Source organism: Synechococcus lacustris Maggiore-St4-Slac, assembly GCF_024345595.1.
GTDB lineage: Bacteria > Cyanobacteriota > Cyanobacteriia > PCC-6307 > Cyanobiaceae > Synechococcus_D > Synechococcus_D lacustris.
The window spans coordinates 35,979-50,749 of the sequence record NZ_JAGQBK010000003.1 but is presented as its reverse complement, the minus strand read 5'-3'; the positions used below and the strand labels follow the sequence as shown (position 1 = coordinate 50,749).

Genomic DNA, 14,771 nt, shown 5'->3' with positions numbered 1-14,771 from the left:
CTTGTGTGATTTTTCTATTTAGAAGGGCGTGTTGCCATTAATCCATTCAGCACTGCCATCGGCGCGCCATTCGCGCTTCCAAAACGGTGCTTCATGTTTCAACGCCTCCAATAATTCTTGGCAACAGCGTTGGGCTTCGCCCCGCTGATTTGCACAGATGGCTATCAACACAATCGCTTCATGGGGCAAGACCTTGCCAATACGGTGCTGGACTAGGGCTGAGTTAACGCCATGGCGGTTGCAACAGTTGCTTGATAGCAACAGCAATTGTTGTTCGCTCATGCCTGGGTAGTGCTCTAATTCCAGTGCAACCAATGGCGAACCATCGCTTGCCTTTGGTCGCATGCGACCGATGAAGATGCATTCGGCTGCCCCAGGGCACTCCCCTTGCTCAGCGCGAACTTGGTGCCATTGCTCAAGCACTAAAAGAGGTTCAAAGCGCTCGTTGCGTAGGTTGATCTTCAAAGCTGCCATGGATTTGAGATAACGGGATTAGCCGCCACTGATGGCTGGCATAAAGGCCAGTTCATCGCCGGGATGTAGTGGCGTATCAAGCGCAGCAAATTGTTGATTGATGGCAATCCGCACTTGGGCCGGCATAACCCCAGGCGGCCCAAGTTTTAACTGCTGCCATATCGCTTCTGGAGTGGAGTGTTTGCTGATGGGCAGATTTTGCTCCCGCCAGCCAGCTTGTTCGCTTAGGCGAGCAAATAACAAAACTTTTATTTGATCAGTTGCCATGGGGTGCATCAGGATGGCTGCAGCTTCCGGAAAACTATGGCCCTTGCCATTGCCCTACTCACGGTTTCAGATACCCGTAGTTTGGCAGATGATCAGAGCGGTAATTTGTTGCAGCAGCGCCTTGAGGTGGCTGGCCATCAACTAATTGAGCGTTGCATGGCGCCTGATAATTGCTACCAAATCCGCTCAGTAGTAAGCCGATGGATAGCTGATGAAGATGTGCAAGTTATTATTACTAATGGTGGCACGGGTTTAACAGGGCGTGATGGCACTCCAGAGGCAGTAATACCACTACTTGATAAAAAAATTGATGGCTTTGGTGAATTATTTAGGGTTTTATCTTTTGAAACTATAGGCACTAGTAGTTTGCAAAGCAGGTGTGTTGCAGGTGTTGCTAATGGCACATTTATTTTTGTTTTACCCGGTTCCCTTGATGCCGTAACTACCGCCTGGGATCGCTTGATTGCTGCCCAGCTTGATCTAAATACCAGGCCCTGTAATTTGGTTCAATTGCTGCCGCGGCTACTTGAGCATTAATGGCAGTTGCATTTGCTTTAGCCATCATTGCTTTCCTCTATGCTTCTGTAGGTCATGGGGGTGCTACGGGGTACATAGCTATATTTGCCTTAGCGAATTATTCAGCAACACTAATCAAACCACTTGCACTTATTTTAAATATAGCAGTTGCGTCTGTTGGTTGTTGGAATTTTTTAAGGGCTGGCCATTTCCCGGAACCTAAGTTTGCTGCCCTATATGGCCTCAGTATTCCTGCTGCATTTATTGGTGGCTCATTGAATTTGCCTGGATTATGGTTTGAGAAAATTGTTGGTGTTATTCTTTTGCTATCTGGCTTGTGTTTAGTTGAAAAGCCAAAAGATCCTATCAATTTGAAACATGTGCGGTTGCCATTATTGTTTTTAGCTGGGGGATTACTTGGCCTGTTGGCGGGTTTTACAGGCACTGGGGGTGGCATATTTCTTACGCCACTATTACTGTTTACCCGTTGGTGCAATACCCGCGGAGCAGCAGCGGTATCAGTTTTATTTGTTTTGCTTAACTCCTTGGCTGGCTTTGCCGGTTTGCTGCTTTCAAAGCCAACTGCGGCCGCTGAGTTGCTGCGTGGACCCATGCTTCTGTGGCTTCCAGTAGTTTTTATTTCAGGGGCAATTGGATCGCGCTTAGGCAGCTCCTATTTGCCGGTAAAATGGATTCGTTATGCGTTAGCGCTAGTATTAGCTATTGCTGGTTGTAAGCTTTTGGGAATTCATTGGTATAGTTAAATAGCTTATATTAGCCACCAAGTAATGCCATCTCAGCTGGTGCTTTACGGCTACCACTTTTAAGTTGTTGCTCCCGTTGTTCGCTGTAGCGATCGCTTCGATTACCCCAAAGTTTGCCAATTGCTTCTTTAAGGTCGCCGGAACAACTGTTTGCTTGTAGGTAATCACGTAAATCTAAGCCACTATTTTGGCTTGCAAATAAACAGGTGTAAGCAATGCCATTTGCAGTTACCCGAAGCCGGTTGCAATCGCCGCAAAAAGGTTCACTAATAGAAGCTATAGTTGCCAAATAGCCCTTGCCATCTGTATATTTCCATCGCTTTGCTGTGGTGGCTGATTTCCTTTTAAGTGGTTCAAGGGTCCATTGCTTATTTATAACCGCAATCATTTCAGCACTTGTTAAAACAGCTTCTGGCTGCCAGCCGTTGCGGTTACCCACATCCATGTATTCAATAAGACGTAGTTCAATACCTTCGTTTCTTGCTAATTCTGCCAGGGGTAGCAATTGGTTGTCATTTTTTCCCTTTTCAATTACAGCATTTAGTTTTAGGTCACCTTTGGCTGGATCAAAGCCTGCTGAACGGGCATGGTCAATGGCTGCCAACACCTGGGCCAGATGTAATTCGCCATGTTTAATCCCAGCCATGCGAGCCACTGAATCTGGTGTGGTTCCATCAAGGCTAAGGCTGATCCGATTTAATCCTGCCTTGCGCAGGCGATGGGCCCGCTCGCCATTTAGTAGGAATCCGTTGCTAGTTAGCGCTATGTCGCTCAAGCCTTGATTTCGTAGTGGATTGATTGCGGTTATCAGTTCCTCAAGGTCTGGATATAACAGTGGCTCACCGCCCGTTAGCCGCAAGCTGTGAACACCAAGTTCAACGGCAGCTTTCACTATTTTTAAGCGCTGCTCAAGATTGATTAAACCCAATGGCTCTTTGCTATCTGGAAGGCAGTAGGGACAAGCAAGGTTGCAAAGGGCCGTAAGGGATAGTCGTAAAACTCCAATCGGTCTGCAATGTTGGTCTAATTGGGTCATAGGGTCAAATCCTTGGCCTTAACCTGTGCTCCAGGCCGAAAATTAGCGGTAGCGATTGTGCAACGCCACTCATGATTTGGTGTAATTGCCAGGATTCATAATAGGTTGTGATTTTCTGATGAATAGTTGATATTGCGAATTGCCTTTGCATCGAGCAGCACAACTAGTTTAGATAATTGTTTTAGCCAGGCCATAAGGCTGCGTTCACCAGTATTTATGGTTTGGTTTAGGTTCTTGCTAATGGCAGCGTTGCTCGGATAAACGCCAAGGAGGGGTTGCAGTTGTTGACCATCATGGGCCAAAACAAGTGAATTTGGCTTTGGCTTAGCTTCCTCTAGCAAGCTGTTGATCGCCCCGAAGGTTAGGTAAGGCATGTCTACGGGGCACAGCAGCAACGTTTGCTCCGGGTGGATCTGCATCAACCGATGAAGAGCTAACAGGGGGCCCTCCCAGGGGGGATCTTCTGGAATTGCAGTTACCAGCTCCATAGTTGAGCCCATTTCCAGGTGGGCTTGATGACAACTGAACAATGTGATTGGCGCCTGCAATTGAGCGAGCAGTTTCAGGCTGCGCTCCAACCAAGTGCCTCCCTCAGGGTGAGCCAATAGGGCCTTGTCTTGCCCCATGCGACGGCTGCTGCCTCCGCTCAGTAGGCAGCAACGCAGGGGTGGATTTTGTAGCAACGGCTGCCGGGATGGCTCTTCCGAATTCATAGGATTAATTCGATTCATCTCTGGTGTGCCATGGCCCAAACCCAGCTCACGGTTACTTTGCTGGCGGCTAAACGCAATCTTGGCTTAAGTTTTGCTGATTTAGGCGAAATGTTAGGTGTTGATGAGGTGTGGGTAGCAAGCTTGATCTATGGCCAGGCAACTGCATCTGAGCAGGAGGCAAAAGCATTACTTGAAGCTTTGGGTTTAGATAAAAACGATAATTCAATTGAAATGAGTTGCGAACTTATGGCTTTTCCTGTTAAGGGTGGACTAGATCCGGTAATTCCCACCGACCCGTTGCTTTATCGTTTCTACGAGATTATGCAAGTTTATGGCATGCCATTGAAAGATGTAATTCAAGAAAAGTTTGGGGATGGGATTATGTCTGCTATTGATTTTAGCCTCACTGTAAATCGTTTAGAAGATTCCAATGGTGATCGGGTAGTGGTAACTATGAATGGTAAATTCTTGCCCTATCGTAAGTGGTGATTAGAAAAGCTCAAGCCCAATGCCCCTATTGCGGCGTTGGTTGTGGCCTAGAACTATTGGCGCCAAAAGTTGGTTCAATATCTCCTCAATGGTCTGTCCGCGGCGACCGCAGCCACCCCTCATCACTGGGGCAAGTATGCATAAAAGGTGCCACTGTTGCGGCAACCCTTGATCAAAATCGGCTTACTCAGCCCCTATGGCGAGCGCAGTTGGATCAGCCTTTGCAGGCGATCAGCTGGGAGCAGGCATTTGAATTGCTTGTGCAACGCATCAAAGTGGTGCTGGAAAAATGGGGTGCCGATGGTTTGGCGGTTTATGGCTCGGGTCAATTTTTAACCGAAGACTATTACCTAGCCCAGAAACTATTTAAAGGTTATTTAGGCTGCAATCACTTTGATGCAAATTCTCGGCTATGCATGAGTTCAGCCGTGGCAGGTTACAGCCGCAGCCTAGGTTCCGACGGCCCTCCATGTTGTTATAACGACTTAGATCACGCTAATTTAGTGTTATTGATTGGCACTAATACTGCTGATTGTCATCCGGTGTTATGGCAACGCTTGTTGAAGCGTAAGCGCCGTGATCCAGATGGTTTAAAGATCGTTGTTGTGGATCCCCGTTGCACCGCCACTGCAATTGCTGCTGATCTACATTTAGCGATTAAACCCGGTAGTGATCTAGCCCTATTGCATGGGATAGCCCACATATTAGTGCAAAAGGATTGGCTTGATAAAGGTTTTATTGAATTAGCAACGGAGGGTTACAGCGAATTTAGCAAACATTTGCCACCCTGGACCCCCCAACGGGTTGCTGATCTTTGCGGAATTTGCGAGGCAGATCTAGGTAAGTTGGCTGAATTATGGGGCACAAGTGCTGCTGTTTTAAGTGCTTGGTCGATGGGGGTGAATCAAAGTGTTGATGGCAGCGCAACGGTTAGTGCAATCGTGAATTTGCATTTGCTAACTGGCCAAATCGGCCGTTTGGGGGCAGGGCCTTTCTCGCTTACCGGTCAACCGAATGCAATGGGAGGTAGGGAAGCGGGAGGCCTGAGTCATTTATTGCCCGGTTATCGCGCAGTTTCAAATGAGCAAGATCGCGCCAGTTTGGAAAGGCACTGGGGATTAACTTCAGGGGCGATATCAGCTCAGCCTGGCCGCCATGTGTGGCAACAGGTTGAGGCAATGGAGCGTGGTGAATTGGGGCTTTGGTGGGTGGCAGCCACCAATCCATTAGTTAGTTTGCCCTCTTTAGATCGCGTGCGAGCGGCGCTTAGGAACTGCGACTTTGTGGTGTTAAGTGAAGCCTATGGGGGTACGGAAACAGCTGAGTTCGCCCATCTCATCTTGCCCGCTGCCCAATGGAGTGAAAAGGAGGGGGTAATGACTAATTCGGAGCGAAGGCTCACCCTATGCCAAGCATTTAGGCAGCCTCCGGGGCAGGCAATGGCTGATTGGCTTATCTTTGCTGAGTTAGGCAAACGTTTGGGATTTACAGCTGCTTTTAGTTATGCCAACAGCAGTGAAGTATTTGACGAATTTGCGGCAATTACCGCTGGTAGATTGTGTGATTTATCTGGGATAACTCACGGCCTATTGGCAGAATTTGGTCCGCAGCAGTGGCCGTTTCCCCTGGGAACAGCACCAGGTGGTGGCTTGGAAAGACTTTATGCCGATGGGAAATTTGCAACGGCTACAGGAAAGGCACGCTTGTTGTGGGATACACCCTTTGGCCTAGGGGAACCGCCTTGCAATAGTTACCCTTTGATTCTCACAGTTGGTAGATATCTTGGCCATTGGCATACATTAACTCGCACTGGTTTGGTGCCCCGTTTGATGCAACAACATCCGGAGGCTTTACTTGAGTTGAATCCTAAGGATGCAGAGCAAGCTGGAGTGGTTGATGGCAGTTGGGTTCAAGTATCTTCGCGACGGGGGCAGATAACTGTGAAGGTGCAGATAACGGCAGGGATTCGGCCAGGCACTGTGTTCTTGCCATTGCACTGGGGTGCTGCTCAACCGAACCCCTGTGAGGCAAATCGGCTTATGCATGAATTGGCATGCCCCCACTCAAAACAACCCGAACTAAAGGCTGCGGCTGTAAAAATATTAGCTCTTAATTAAATTTACGCCCTCATATAAAAAATCTAGGGCCCTATTTCGTAGTTCGCCATAGCGATCATCATGTAGTAATGATTCGCGATTCCGGGGGCGGCTAAAAGGGATATCAAGTATTTCACCGATGGTTGCGGCGGGGCCGTTGGTTAGCATCACAACTCGATCTGCAAGAAATAAAGCTTCATCAATATCATGGGTAATCATCAAAACCGTACAGCGTTGTTGCCGCCACAGGGCAAGTAATTCCTCTTGTAATTCCTCTTTTGTTATTGGATCAAGGGCACCAAAGGGCTCATCCATTATCAAAACCGGTGGCTTTATTGCCATCGCCCGGGCGATGGCTACCCTTTGGCGCATGCCACCACTTAATTCTCCCGGGTGGCGATTAAAAGCATCACCAAGCCCCACTGTTTCAAGCATTTCTTGTGCTTCTTTGAGCAATTCCTTTTTCTGTTCGGTTTCCCTGGTGGCATAAAGCCCCAGAGCAACATTATTTAGTGCTGTTTTCCAAGGCAGTAGGGCATAGTTTTGAAACACCACCATGCGGTCTGGCCCAGGACTCTCCACCGATTCTCCCCCTACTAAAACTTCGCCAGAACTGGGTTTTTCAAAGCCAGATAATGTGTTTAATAGGGTGCTCTTGCCGCAGCCTGAATGACCAATCACACAGATAAACTCCCCTGCTTGCACTGTAAGGTTTACGTTTTTCAGAACTTCAATGTTGCCATTCTCCGAACTAAAAGTTTTTGCTAAATTGCGGAACTCAACTAGTCTGCCTTGGCTTTTTGTTGAAGTGATTGATGCAGTGTTGCCTTGAATTGATGTGTTCATTGATTTAGGCTCTGATCGCTGAGAAGGGAAGGGAGGCGCAATATTGTTCGGGATTATCGATTGAGAAAATTTCGCCATCGCTGAGTTCATAGGTTCTTTGGGTGGGTTCTTGGTCGTGAATGGAAACTTTTTCGCATGCTTCTAAAAATATTTTTCTCGCATACACCCGATCAAGCAATTCTTGCCTATGGCTTGGGAAATTGGCCATATCCCAGCGGGCTAGTTGGGTTAGTACCCATAGCCCCTCGGCCGGATCTGGGTAGCAGGCCTGGCCTAGAAAGAAACGATTGAAGCGCAATAGTGAAGTGGCTTGGTTGAGGCTGGGAGCCAATTCATCACTTAATAAACCTGCTTGCATGGGCTCGAGTAAGTGAACTCCAAATGCTTCAGGTGCACTAAGTGTTTCCAAAATTTGATTGCGGTTTTCTGATGTGTCGCAGTAGGCAGCTGCTTCAAGCAGCGCCGCACTTAGGGCCACTGCCCTGTTGTGGTTGTGATCTACCCAGGCTTCCCGCAAAGCGAGTACTTTTTCCGCATGGTTTGGCCAAATTTCTGCATCGGTGAGCACAACCAATCCTGTTTTTCGATATTTGGCAATACAAGCCCTTAATTTGCCGGCCGCGAATGCATCAATTAAGCCTCCTTCCATGGCGGCAAGCAGATTTAATGGAGAGCGCCTTTGCCAGTAGATTTGCTCTGGATCAATGCCATGGCGCGCTAGCCAATGGCGAAATAGCAATTCGGCCATTGACAATCGATCCGGAACCCCTACTCGCAGTTCTGTTCCTTTATGCAATAACTCCAATAGAGCATCGCTGCTATCAATTGATAATCGCTCAGCTATCACAAGGGCATTGCCATTGCGGCTAAGGGTTTGCGTAACAACCATAGGCAGTGGCGTACTTGATACTGCCCCGGCGCCAGCGGCCATAGAGAGTGGTTGGGCAGCGCTTAAAGCGGCTCCATCAAGCCGTTCTAAACGCAACATGTCGTCAATTTCGCCCCAACTTTGACAGCGCAATAGCTCTACCTCAAGGCCCTGCTTTTCAAAGAGCTTCTGCTCTCTTGCTACCAGCATTGTTGCTGCATCCAAGCCCGGCAAATAGCCAAGCTTGATTGGTGTTGGGCTTGCTTGTTGGCTGATTTTGCGTTTAGAAATTTTGCGCTGGTCTTGAAGGAATTCGAGTAGTTGATTACGAAGCAAGTAGTAATTAGGATCTTTTAGAACTCCTTTGCGGCAGCGGGGGCGCTCAAATGGCACGGCAACAATTCGTCCCACATGGGCTTTGGGACCATTGGTTAGTAATACAACTCGATCACTTAATAACAAGGCTTCATCTACGGAATGGGTAACCATTACGGTGGTGATATTTGCGTTTTGGCAGAGCTGCATTAACTGCTCTTGCAGATGGCCGCGGGTGAGGGCATCCAAGGCGCCAAAAGGTTCATCAAGCAAAAGTAACTTTGGCTCTAATGCAAGGGCCCTTGCGATGGCAACCCTTTGGCGCATGCCCCCAGACAGCACCCCTGGCATACGATCAGCAACCGATTCCAAGTTAACCATTGCAAGGGCAGCTTCCGTACGTTCATGCCTTTGCTGAGGGCTCAGGTTCCTTTTAACTTCCCTAAGGGCTAAAGCTACATTCGCTCGCACACTTCGCCAAGGCAAGAGTGAATAGTTCTGAAAAACTACCATTCGATCGGGGCCGGGTTCAATTACCTCACGACCTTCAAGAATTACTCCACCTTTGCTCGGCTTGTTTAGGCCTGCAAGTATATTTAATAGTGTTGATTTGCCACAGCCAGAATGGCCTACAAGCGAAATAAATTCCCCCTTTTCAACCGTTAGGTTGATTGTGCTTAATGCTTGGAAACTTGTGCCATCGCTCCTGGTGAACTGCTGTTCAACCGAATCAAGTTGTAGAAAACTTGCCATTGCTATACCTCCAAATGATTCGGAATTTTAAAAAGCTTGTTCTTTATTAATGGAGAACTCATTGATTTATCTTTGGGGACCACCTACCCGTTCGCCTACCCAGGCAACACCTCGATCAAGGATTAAGCCCACCACTCCTACATATAGGATTGCTAATATAATCTGACTTGTGCTTGAATCCCCACCAGCGTTATATGCATCCCATATAAAGAAACCAATGCCGCCATCGGCTTTTAGCATTTCTGCTGCAACAATTGCCAGCCAGGCAAGACCGATTGATATGCGCAATCCAGTAAATACATATGGTGCAGTGGCAGGTATAACTATATCCCACAAAAAGCTGCGTTTCCTAAGCCGTAAAACCCTTGCAACATTGCGATAATCTTGGGGTATTTCTCTAATTCCCATTGCAGTGTTGATAACAATTGGCCATATTGCCGTAATAAAGATAACAAATATTGCCGCTGCATCAGCCTGTTGAAATAACAGAAGTGAAATCGGTAGCCATGCCAAGGGTGGTACCGTGCGGAGCACCTGAATAATCGGATCAAAGCCTCGCCTAATAAAACTATTCAAACCCAGTGCTAAACCGGCTGCAATACCTAATATTGCCGCTAGGCTATACCCTAAAGCCACCCTTTGGAGCGATATTAATATTTGCCAACCCAAGCCTTTTGCTGTGCCGCCATCATCATAAAAAGGATTCACTATATAGGGATTCCAAGTTTGTGTTATTACTTGGATTGGCCCTGGAAAATCGCTATTACTCAGGCTGCATGAAAGTTGCCATATCAATAGAACTCCGCCGATACATAACACTGGAGCTTTGATCTGTTTGATGATTGGGCTGTTAAGCCATTTTAGTTGTGAAGATCTAGGCTTCTTTGATTTGATTGAGGCGGAGACCATTGGTAGTGCTCTGATGGTTTTTAATTATTTTGTTATTTGGCTGGATATTTTATTAATTAACTCTTATTTAAGCGCCTTTATTTTTAAGCTATTTAAATAGGCTTGTGGATTGGCTGGGTTGAATTTTACGCCATCAAAGAACACTTCCACTCCCCTTGAATCACTAGCTGGGCCTGTGCCATAACCATTTGCTTTTGCAGCAGCCCGCCATAGATCGGCACGATTTACTTGTTTTACAAGGGCATTGGTATTTGTATTTTTTGGTAGATACCCCCAGCGAATATTTTCGGTAATAAACCAGGCGTCATGGCTTTTGTAGGGAAAGGAGGCGTTATTATTCCAGAAATACATTTTGAATGGGCTATTTGTTACTTTGCGACCATCACCATAATCAACGGTTCCTTGCAGGCGTGGCAGTAAATCATCAACGCTAGCTTTCACATACTTATCTTCCGAAAGAATCTCAGCTAATTCTTTTGCGTTTGCTGGATTATCTGCCCATTTTTGTGCTTGTTGCACAGCCATTAACAAGCGTAAGCTTGCGTTTGGATTTTTCTTTACCCAATCAGCTCTCATTGTGAATGCTTTTTCTGGATGCTCTTTCCAAATCTCACCTGTTTGCGTAATTGTGTAGCCTAGTTTTTTATTAACTAGTCTTTCATTCCATGGCTCACCAACACAAAATACATCCATAGTGCCACTCTGCATATTTGCAACCATTTGCGGTGGAGGAATTACCACAAGATCGGCATTTTTATTGGGATCTACTCCATTGGCTGCCATCCAATAGCGCATCCATAGATCGTGGGTACCGCCTGGAAATGTAACCGCTGCTTTAAATTTATCGCCAGTTTTATTTTTCTTATCTACAGTTTCAATTAGATTGGGAGCCTTCACTTTTAGTTTCTCATCTAGAAATTCTTTTGAGCTGGAGATTCCCTGGCCTTGGGTATTTAGCCTTGCCAAAATCAGCATAGGTAAGGGTTGCTTGCTTTTGGTTATTGCTCCTGTTGAAAGCAGATAGGGCATTGGGGTAAGGATGTGAGCGCCGTCGATACCACCTCTGGAACCACCCAGTTCAAGGTTATCCCGTGTAACAGCCCATGATGTTTGTTTTTTCAGCTCAACGCCGGTCATTCCTTGTTTATTAAAGAAACCCTTCTCTTTGGCAATTATCAATGGAGCTGAATCCGTTAGCGCAATGAAGCCCAATTCAACTTCTGTGGTTTCAGGTTTACCCGGTGCGGCGATCGCAACCAGAGGCGAAAGCAACAGTGAAATTGCTGAAGTAGCTGTAGAAACTACGAAATAACGGCGGGTGAAATAACCCATGGCAATGGTAAATGTGGTTTGAGCCCGGAGTCTGGAAAACTGCAGCCGGGTGTTTTGGGCGGCGCAACTGCTGACCGCCCCATAAGAACACCACGTTGCAGGGCGCCAAATTGTGTGAATCGCTACCGATCACCTAGGTAATTTTGTTTTCGAGGAATTCGCCGAGGGCGAGGGGCAGATTCCCCCGGCTTTTACTGTTGCTATGACTATGGCCTGGGCTGCAAAGCTTCAGCAGTGCAAATCTCTCAAGTTCATCAAGCTGTTGCCATTGCCCCAGGTTTGGCACCGGCTGCTTAGAAGCTAGGCATGCCTCTTCGATCAAACCAGGTACTCGGTCTATTTGCTGCCATTCCTCCTGGATTGCTCTGTTTATTTCGTTGCAGGATTCCTTCAGCCGATCAGCGAGCTTGTGGAGCTCCAGCTCGCTATCGCCCCAGTTCAGCAATTCCATTTTTTGCTCGTCTCCCAGTTCAAGCCAGTGCTGCAGGCGAAGCTTGCGGCCACATAAATCAAGTTTGCGCCGCACTGCCATCGGTATGCAGCGCAAGTTATCGCTGAATTCAGCTTCAAATTTGAAAATGCGGCAATGGCGGTCCGTTTTTTTCATAGTTGAACAGCTGTTAGAGCTTTTTGGATTTGCCCCAAGCGTTTTAATAACGCTCCGCTTTCGAGCAGTTCCTTTGCTTTTTTAATGCCGCTGTTTAAATCCTTCTGGTTATCGCTGATCCAAAGCATTGCTCCGAGGTTCCAAAGCAGTGCCTCTGCCATAGGACCACTGCCTCCGAGAGCCGTAATTGCTTGCTCCGTCCAGGTTTCCATATCGGTAAAAGCTGGATCAGCTCCCTTAAATCCATGGTCCCGCGGGTGCAGGATCAGGCGTTGCTGCTTGCCTTGGTATGAACGGCTAGTGATGCAGGCTCGGCCAAGGGATAAATCCGTTGATCCCTCCAGACCTTTCACCGTAACCACATCATCTTCCTGCACCAAAGACAAAGCTGCTATCGCCCTTGCTTCCGTTGGTGGATGCACATAGCCAGTTATTAAGAGGTGTTTGCCTTGGTGAGGTGTCCAGATCAGCTCGAGGCTTGCCAGTGGTGGCCTTTTGCCTATTTGGTCGCGAATTGGTGTGAGCTTTTCTGCCGCTGGAAATAAATTGGGTTGATGGCATAGGGCTATTCCTTCTTCAAGAAGCAATCGCTGCACCTGGTCAAGCATTAGGTTCCCCCAGGGGAGCCCAAGGCAGTTCATTAGCTCTGCCAGCGTTATTCCCCATTTCACAGGCATGGGGTTGCCGCCGCTCAATACCACCGTTTCACCGGCAGCTACAAGCCCAATGGCAGTTAGGGGCAGCAGCGGTGCAGTGCGGTTGCGACCGTCGTAGGGCACTCCAAAGCAAATGGCGCGGCGGCCAGGGCTGCTGAGCACAGGTCCTTGGCGGCGATAGCTGCGCAGCATCCCGGCCAGCTCCTGGGGTTCAGGCCTGCGTATGCGGTGGGCGATCAGAAATGCTCCTAATTGAGCATCAGTTGCAACGCCATCAAGCATGGCGTCCATGGCTTCTTCCGCTTCGCTAAGGCTTAGGCCACTGCTGGTGTGCTCACCGCTGCCCACCTTGCCAAGCAATTCCCGAAAGCGCTGCTGGGCAGGGTTGAGGCTGGAGCCGCGGTTGGAAGCCAGGGTCAACAGGTTTTGTGAAACTAGCCACTATTCAAAGCGTTGGCGAATCGGTAGCAAAAGGCACATAGCGGGTGGGCACTCCTAGAGAAAGTGGCAAGGTTGATTTATTAATGCCATGCCAGCTGCTGCATTAAGCAAAATTGAGCAGGCAAAGGCTGAGCGTTGTGGCTTGGAACTTGAAGCTGAGTTAGATCAACTCGCCCATGCCGGCTGGCAGCAATTGGATGAAGCTGATCTAACTATTCGTTTGAAATGGTTGGGGATCTTCTTTAGACCCGTAACCCCAGGGCGATTCATGTTGCGCCTACGCTTACCCAATGGCGTTATTAATAGCCACCAGCTTGAACTTTTAGCCGAGGCCATAGATCGTTGTGGTGAACATGGAAGCGCTGATATAACTACTCGGCAGAATTTGCAATTGCGCGGTCTTTTGCTTGAAGATATGCAGCCGCTTTTGGCTCAGTTGCAGACAGTGGGGCTAACCAGTAAACAATCGGGCCACGACAATCCCCGCAACATCACAGGCAATCCCCTTGCAGGCATCGACCCCGATGAATTTATTGATACCCGCCCATTGGTGGATGCCATCCAGGCTGAGTTACTTGGAATTGATGGACCGCGTAATTTGCCCCGCAAGTTCAATGTGGCCGTTGGCGGTGCAGCAGATAGTTTTCTTTTGCATAACGACCTTGCTTATCTGCCTTCTATTTATGCCGGTGAATTGGGTTTCACCGTTATGGTTGGTGGTTTCTTTTCCGCCCAGCGCAATGAACTAGCTAAACCCCTTGGCCTGTGGCTGCGGCCTGAGCAATTAGCTGGTTTTAGCCTTGCTGTGTTGCTTCATTACCAGGAAAATGGTAACCGCATGGCCCGAAATAAAAGCCGCTTAATGTATTTAATTGATCGGCTTGGGTTTGATATTTATCGGCAGCAGTTGTTAGATGCCTACGGTCAACCTGTGCAGGTTCATGATGGCAGTCATTTAGTTGATCAACCACCCCGGTCTTGCCTTGGTGTAAATCAGCAAGCTCAAAAGGATTTCCATTGGCTTGGCTTGCATGTGCCCATGGGTAGGCTTGATGCCGATTCAATGTTTGAACTTTCGCGTTTGGCGCGCACCTACGGCAATTCAGAAATACGCCTCACAGAAGCGCAAAATTTATTGATAGCCAATATTCCCAATGAAAAACTTGATCAGCTCCTTGCTGAACCGCTATTACTACGTTTTAGCCCCAAGCCCAGCCCCCTGCAGGCGGAGGCGGTGAGTTGCACAGGTAGCAAGTATTGCAGTTTTGCAATGATCCCAACAAAATCAACTGCTCAAAAAGTACTTGAACAGTTGGAGCTAACTTTGCAGTTAGAGCGCCCCCTACGCAGCCACTGGACTGGCTGCGCCAATGCTTGCGGCCAGCCTTACATGGGTGAGCTCGGTTTTATGGGCGCTAAAACAAAGCACAATGGTGAAATGGTAGAAGCAGTTAAGGTTTATCTAGGCGGTGATTTGGGGGCCTCACCAAAGCTGGCAGAGCTCTATGGCAAGGCGATTCCATTAACTGAGTTGGCAGATCAGTTGAAGCCCCTTTTGGTTGAGAAATTTGGCGCTGTTTTGCGAGGTTGAATCATCGGCCTGGAATTTTCCCAGGAGCTAACAACCCAGCAATGGTTTCAACAGCTCCAAGCAGGTGAACAGCCCTTGCTTCGCCATGAATTAGCAGC

At 48.0% G+C, this 14,771-nt stretch carries 15 protein-coding genes; 5 read left to right on the top strand and 10 right to left on the bottom strand.

Going from position 1 to position 14,771, the window contains the following annotated elements; translation table 11 throughout:
* Positions 1 to 18: 18 nt before the first annotated feature.
* Complete coding sequence (locus KBY68_RS03275; RefSeq protein ID WP_255095886.1) at positions 19 to 474, bottom strand: molybdenum cofactor biosynthesis protein MoaE; 456 nt, start codon at positions 472 to 474, stop codon at positions 19 to 21.
* A gap of 18 nt (positions 475 to 492) precedes the next feature.
* Positions 493 to 741, bottom strand: coding sequence for a MoaD/ThiS family protein (locus KBY68_RS03270; RefSeq protein WP_241537189.1), 249 nt, complete (start codon positions 739 to 741; stop codon positions 493 to 495).
* Positions 742 to 777: 36 nt separating this feature from the next.
* Between KBY68_RS03270 and moaB the strand changes: the two genes are divergently transcribed.
* Positions 778 to 1,278 (top strand): molybdenum cofactor biosynthesis protein B, encoded by a 501-nt coding sequence (gene moaB, locus KBY68_RS03265; protein WP_106500447.1) that lies wholly within the window; start codon positions 778 to 780, stop codon positions 1,276 to 1,278.
* The gene (locus tag KBY68_RS03260; RefSeq protein WP_255095885.1) at positions 1,278 to 2,021 is read left to right on the top strand and encodes a sulfite exporter TauE/SafE family protein; all 744 of its coding nucleotides are present in this window, start codon (positions 1,278 to 1,280) and stop codon (positions 2,019 to 2,021) included. Before moaB ends, KBY68_RS03260 begins: the two co-directional genes overlap by 1 nt.
* Positions 2,022 to 2,031: 10 nt before the next feature.
* On the opposite strand, the gene KBY68_RS03255 is transcribed toward KBY68_RS03260, so the two are convergent.
* Positions 2,032 to 3,057: a GTP 3',8-cyclase MoaA gene (locus KBY68_RS03255; protein WP_255095884.1), complete on the bottom strand. Its 1,026-nt coding sequence runs from the start codon at positions 3,055 to 3,057 to the stop codon at positions 2,032 to 2,034.
* 95 nt (positions 3,058 to 3,152) lie between these two features.
* Positions 3,153 to 3,770, bottom strand: a complete 618-nt coding sequence (locus KBY68_RS03250) for a molybdenum cofactor guanylyltransferase (RefSeq protein WP_255095883.1) — start codon at positions 3,768 to 3,770, stop codon at positions 3,153 to 3,155.
* Positions 3,771 to 3,800: 30 nt separating this feature from the next.
* On the opposite strand from KBY68_RS03250, the gene cynS reads away from it, so the two are divergent.
* Both cynS and KBY68_RS03240 read left to right on the top strand, forming a co-directional pair.
* Positions 3,801 to 4,259 carry a cyanase gene (gene cynS / locus KBY68_RS03245; protein ID WP_106500779.1) on the top strand — a complete coding sequence of 153 codons (459 nt, stop codon included), beginning with the start codon at positions 3,801 to 3,803 and terminating at the stop codon, positions 4,257 to 4,259.
* Complete coding sequence (locus KBY68_RS03240; protein WP_255095882.1) at positions 4,256 to 6,376, top strand: molybdopterin oxidoreductase family protein; 2,121 nt, start codon at positions 4,256 to 4,258, stop codon at positions 6,374 to 6,376. The genes cynS and KBY68_RS03240 overlap by 4 nt, the downstream gene beginning before the upstream one ends.
* Here the strand turns inward: KBY68_RS03240 and KBY68_RS03235 are convergent.
* The 6 genes from KBY68_RS03235 to KBY68_RS03210 form a co-directional block, all read right to left on the bottom strand.
* A complete protein-coding gene (locus KBY68_RS03235; RefSeq protein ID WP_255095881.1) occupies positions 6,362 to 7,201 on the bottom strand; it encodes an ABC transporter ATP-binding protein in 840 nt (279 codons plus the stop codon). The genes KBY68_RS03240 and KBY68_RS03235 overlap by 15 nt on opposite strands.
* A 4-nt stretch (positions 7,202 to 7,205) precedes the next feature.
* The gene (locus tag KBY68_RS03230; protein ID WP_255095880.1) at positions 7,206 to 9,137 is read right to left on the bottom strand and encodes a nitrate ABC transporter ATP-binding protein; all 1,932 of its coding nucleotides are present in this window, start codon (positions 9,135 to 9,137) and stop codon (positions 7,206 to 7,208) included.
* Between the two features lie 66 nt (positions 9,138 to 9,203).
* The gene (gene ntrB / locus KBY68_RS03225; RefSeq protein ID WP_255095879.1) at positions 9,204 to 10,046 is read right to left on the bottom strand and encodes a nitrate ABC transporter permease; all 843 of its coding nucleotides are present in this window, start codon (positions 10,044 to 10,046) and stop codon (positions 9,204 to 9,206) included.
* 63 nt (positions 10,047 to 10,109) lie between these two features.
* Positions 10,110 to 11,378, bottom strand: a complete 1,269-nt coding sequence (locus KBY68_RS03220) for a CmpA/NrtA family ABC transporter substrate-binding protein (protein WP_255095878.1) — start codon at positions 11,376 to 11,378, stop codon at positions 10,110 to 10,112.
* A gap of 133 nt (positions 11,379 to 11,511) precedes the next feature.
* Positions 11,512 to 11,985 (bottom strand): nitrate reductase associated protein, encoded by a 474-nt coding sequence (locus tag KBY68_RS03215; protein ID WP_255095877.1) that lies wholly within the window; start codon positions 11,983 to 11,985, stop codon positions 11,512 to 11,514.
* Positions 11,982 to 13,061, bottom strand: coding sequence for an anthranilate phosphoribosyltransferase family protein (locus KBY68_RS03210; protein ID WP_255095876.1), 1,080 nt, complete (start codon positions 13,059 to 13,061; stop codon positions 11,982 to 11,984). The genes KBY68_RS03215 and KBY68_RS03210 overlap by 4 nt, the downstream gene beginning before the upstream one ends.
* A gap of 109 nt (positions 13,062 to 13,170) precedes the next feature.
* Between KBY68_RS03210 and KBY68_RS03205 the strand changes: the two genes are divergently transcribed.
* Entirely contained in the window at positions 13,171 to 14,673 is a 1,503-nt protein-coding gene (locus tag KBY68_RS03205; RefSeq protein WP_255095875.1) for a ferredoxin--nitrite reductase, read from the top strand.
* Positions 14,674 to 14,771: the final 98 nt, after the last annotated feature.

What these genes read in the sequence shown, in the direction of transcription:
- KBY68_RS03275 (WP_255095886.1), bottom strand. Translation starts at nt 474, where the DNA reads ATGGCAGCTTTGAAGATCAACCTACGCAACGAGCGCTTTGAACCTCTT.
- KBY68_RS03270 (WP_241537189.1), bottom strand. Translation starts at nt 741, where the DNA reads ATGGCAACTGATCAAATAAAAGTTTTGTTATTTGCTCGCCTAAGCGAA.
- moaB (WP_106500447.1), top strand. Translation starts at nt 778, where the DNA reads ATGGCCCTTGCCATTGCCCTACTCACGGTTTCAGATACCCGTAGTTTG.
- KBY68_RS03260 (WP_255095885.1), top strand. Translation starts at nt 1,278, where the DNA reads ATGGCAGTTGCATTTGCTTTAGCCATCATTGCTTTCCTCTATGCTTCT.
- KBY68_RS03255 (WP_255095884.1), bottom strand. Translation starts at nt 3,057, where the DNA reads ATGACCCAATTAGACCAACATTGCAGACCGATTGGAGTTTTACGACTA.
- KBY68_RS03250 (WP_255095883.1), bottom strand. Translation starts at nt 3,770, where the DNA reads ATGAATTCGGAAGAGCCATCCCGGCAGCCGTTGCTACAAAATCCACCC.
- cynS (WP_106500779.1), top strand. Translation starts at nt 3,801, where the DNA reads ATGGCCCAAACCCAGCTCACGGTTACTTTGCTGGCGGCTAAACGCAAT.
- KBY68_RS03235 (WP_255095881.1), bottom strand. Translation starts at nt 7,201, where the DNA reads ATGAACACATCAATTCAAGGCAACACTGCATCAATCACTTCAACAAAA.
- KBY68_RS03230 (WP_255095880.1), bottom strand. Translation starts at nt 9,137, where the DNA reads ATGGCAAGTTTTCTACAACTTGATTCGGTTGAACAGCAGTTCACCAGG.
- ntrB (WP_255095879.1), bottom strand. Translation starts at nt 10,046, where the DNA reads ATGGTCTCCGCCTCAATCAAATCAAAGAAGCCTAGATCTTCACAACTA.
- KBY68_RS03220 (WP_255095878.1), bottom strand. Translation starts at nt 11,378, where the DNA reads ATGGGTTATTTCACCCGCCGTTATTTCGTAGTTTCTACAGCTACTTCA.
- KBY68_RS03215 (WP_255095877.1), bottom strand. Translation starts at nt 11,985, where the DNA reads ATGAAAAAAACGGACCGCCATTGCCGCATTTTCAAATTTGAAGCTGAA.
- KBY68_RS03205 (WP_255095875.1), top strand. Translation starts at nt 13,171, where the DNA reads ATGCCAGCTGCTGCATTAAGCAAAATTGAGCAGGCAAAGGCTGAGCGT.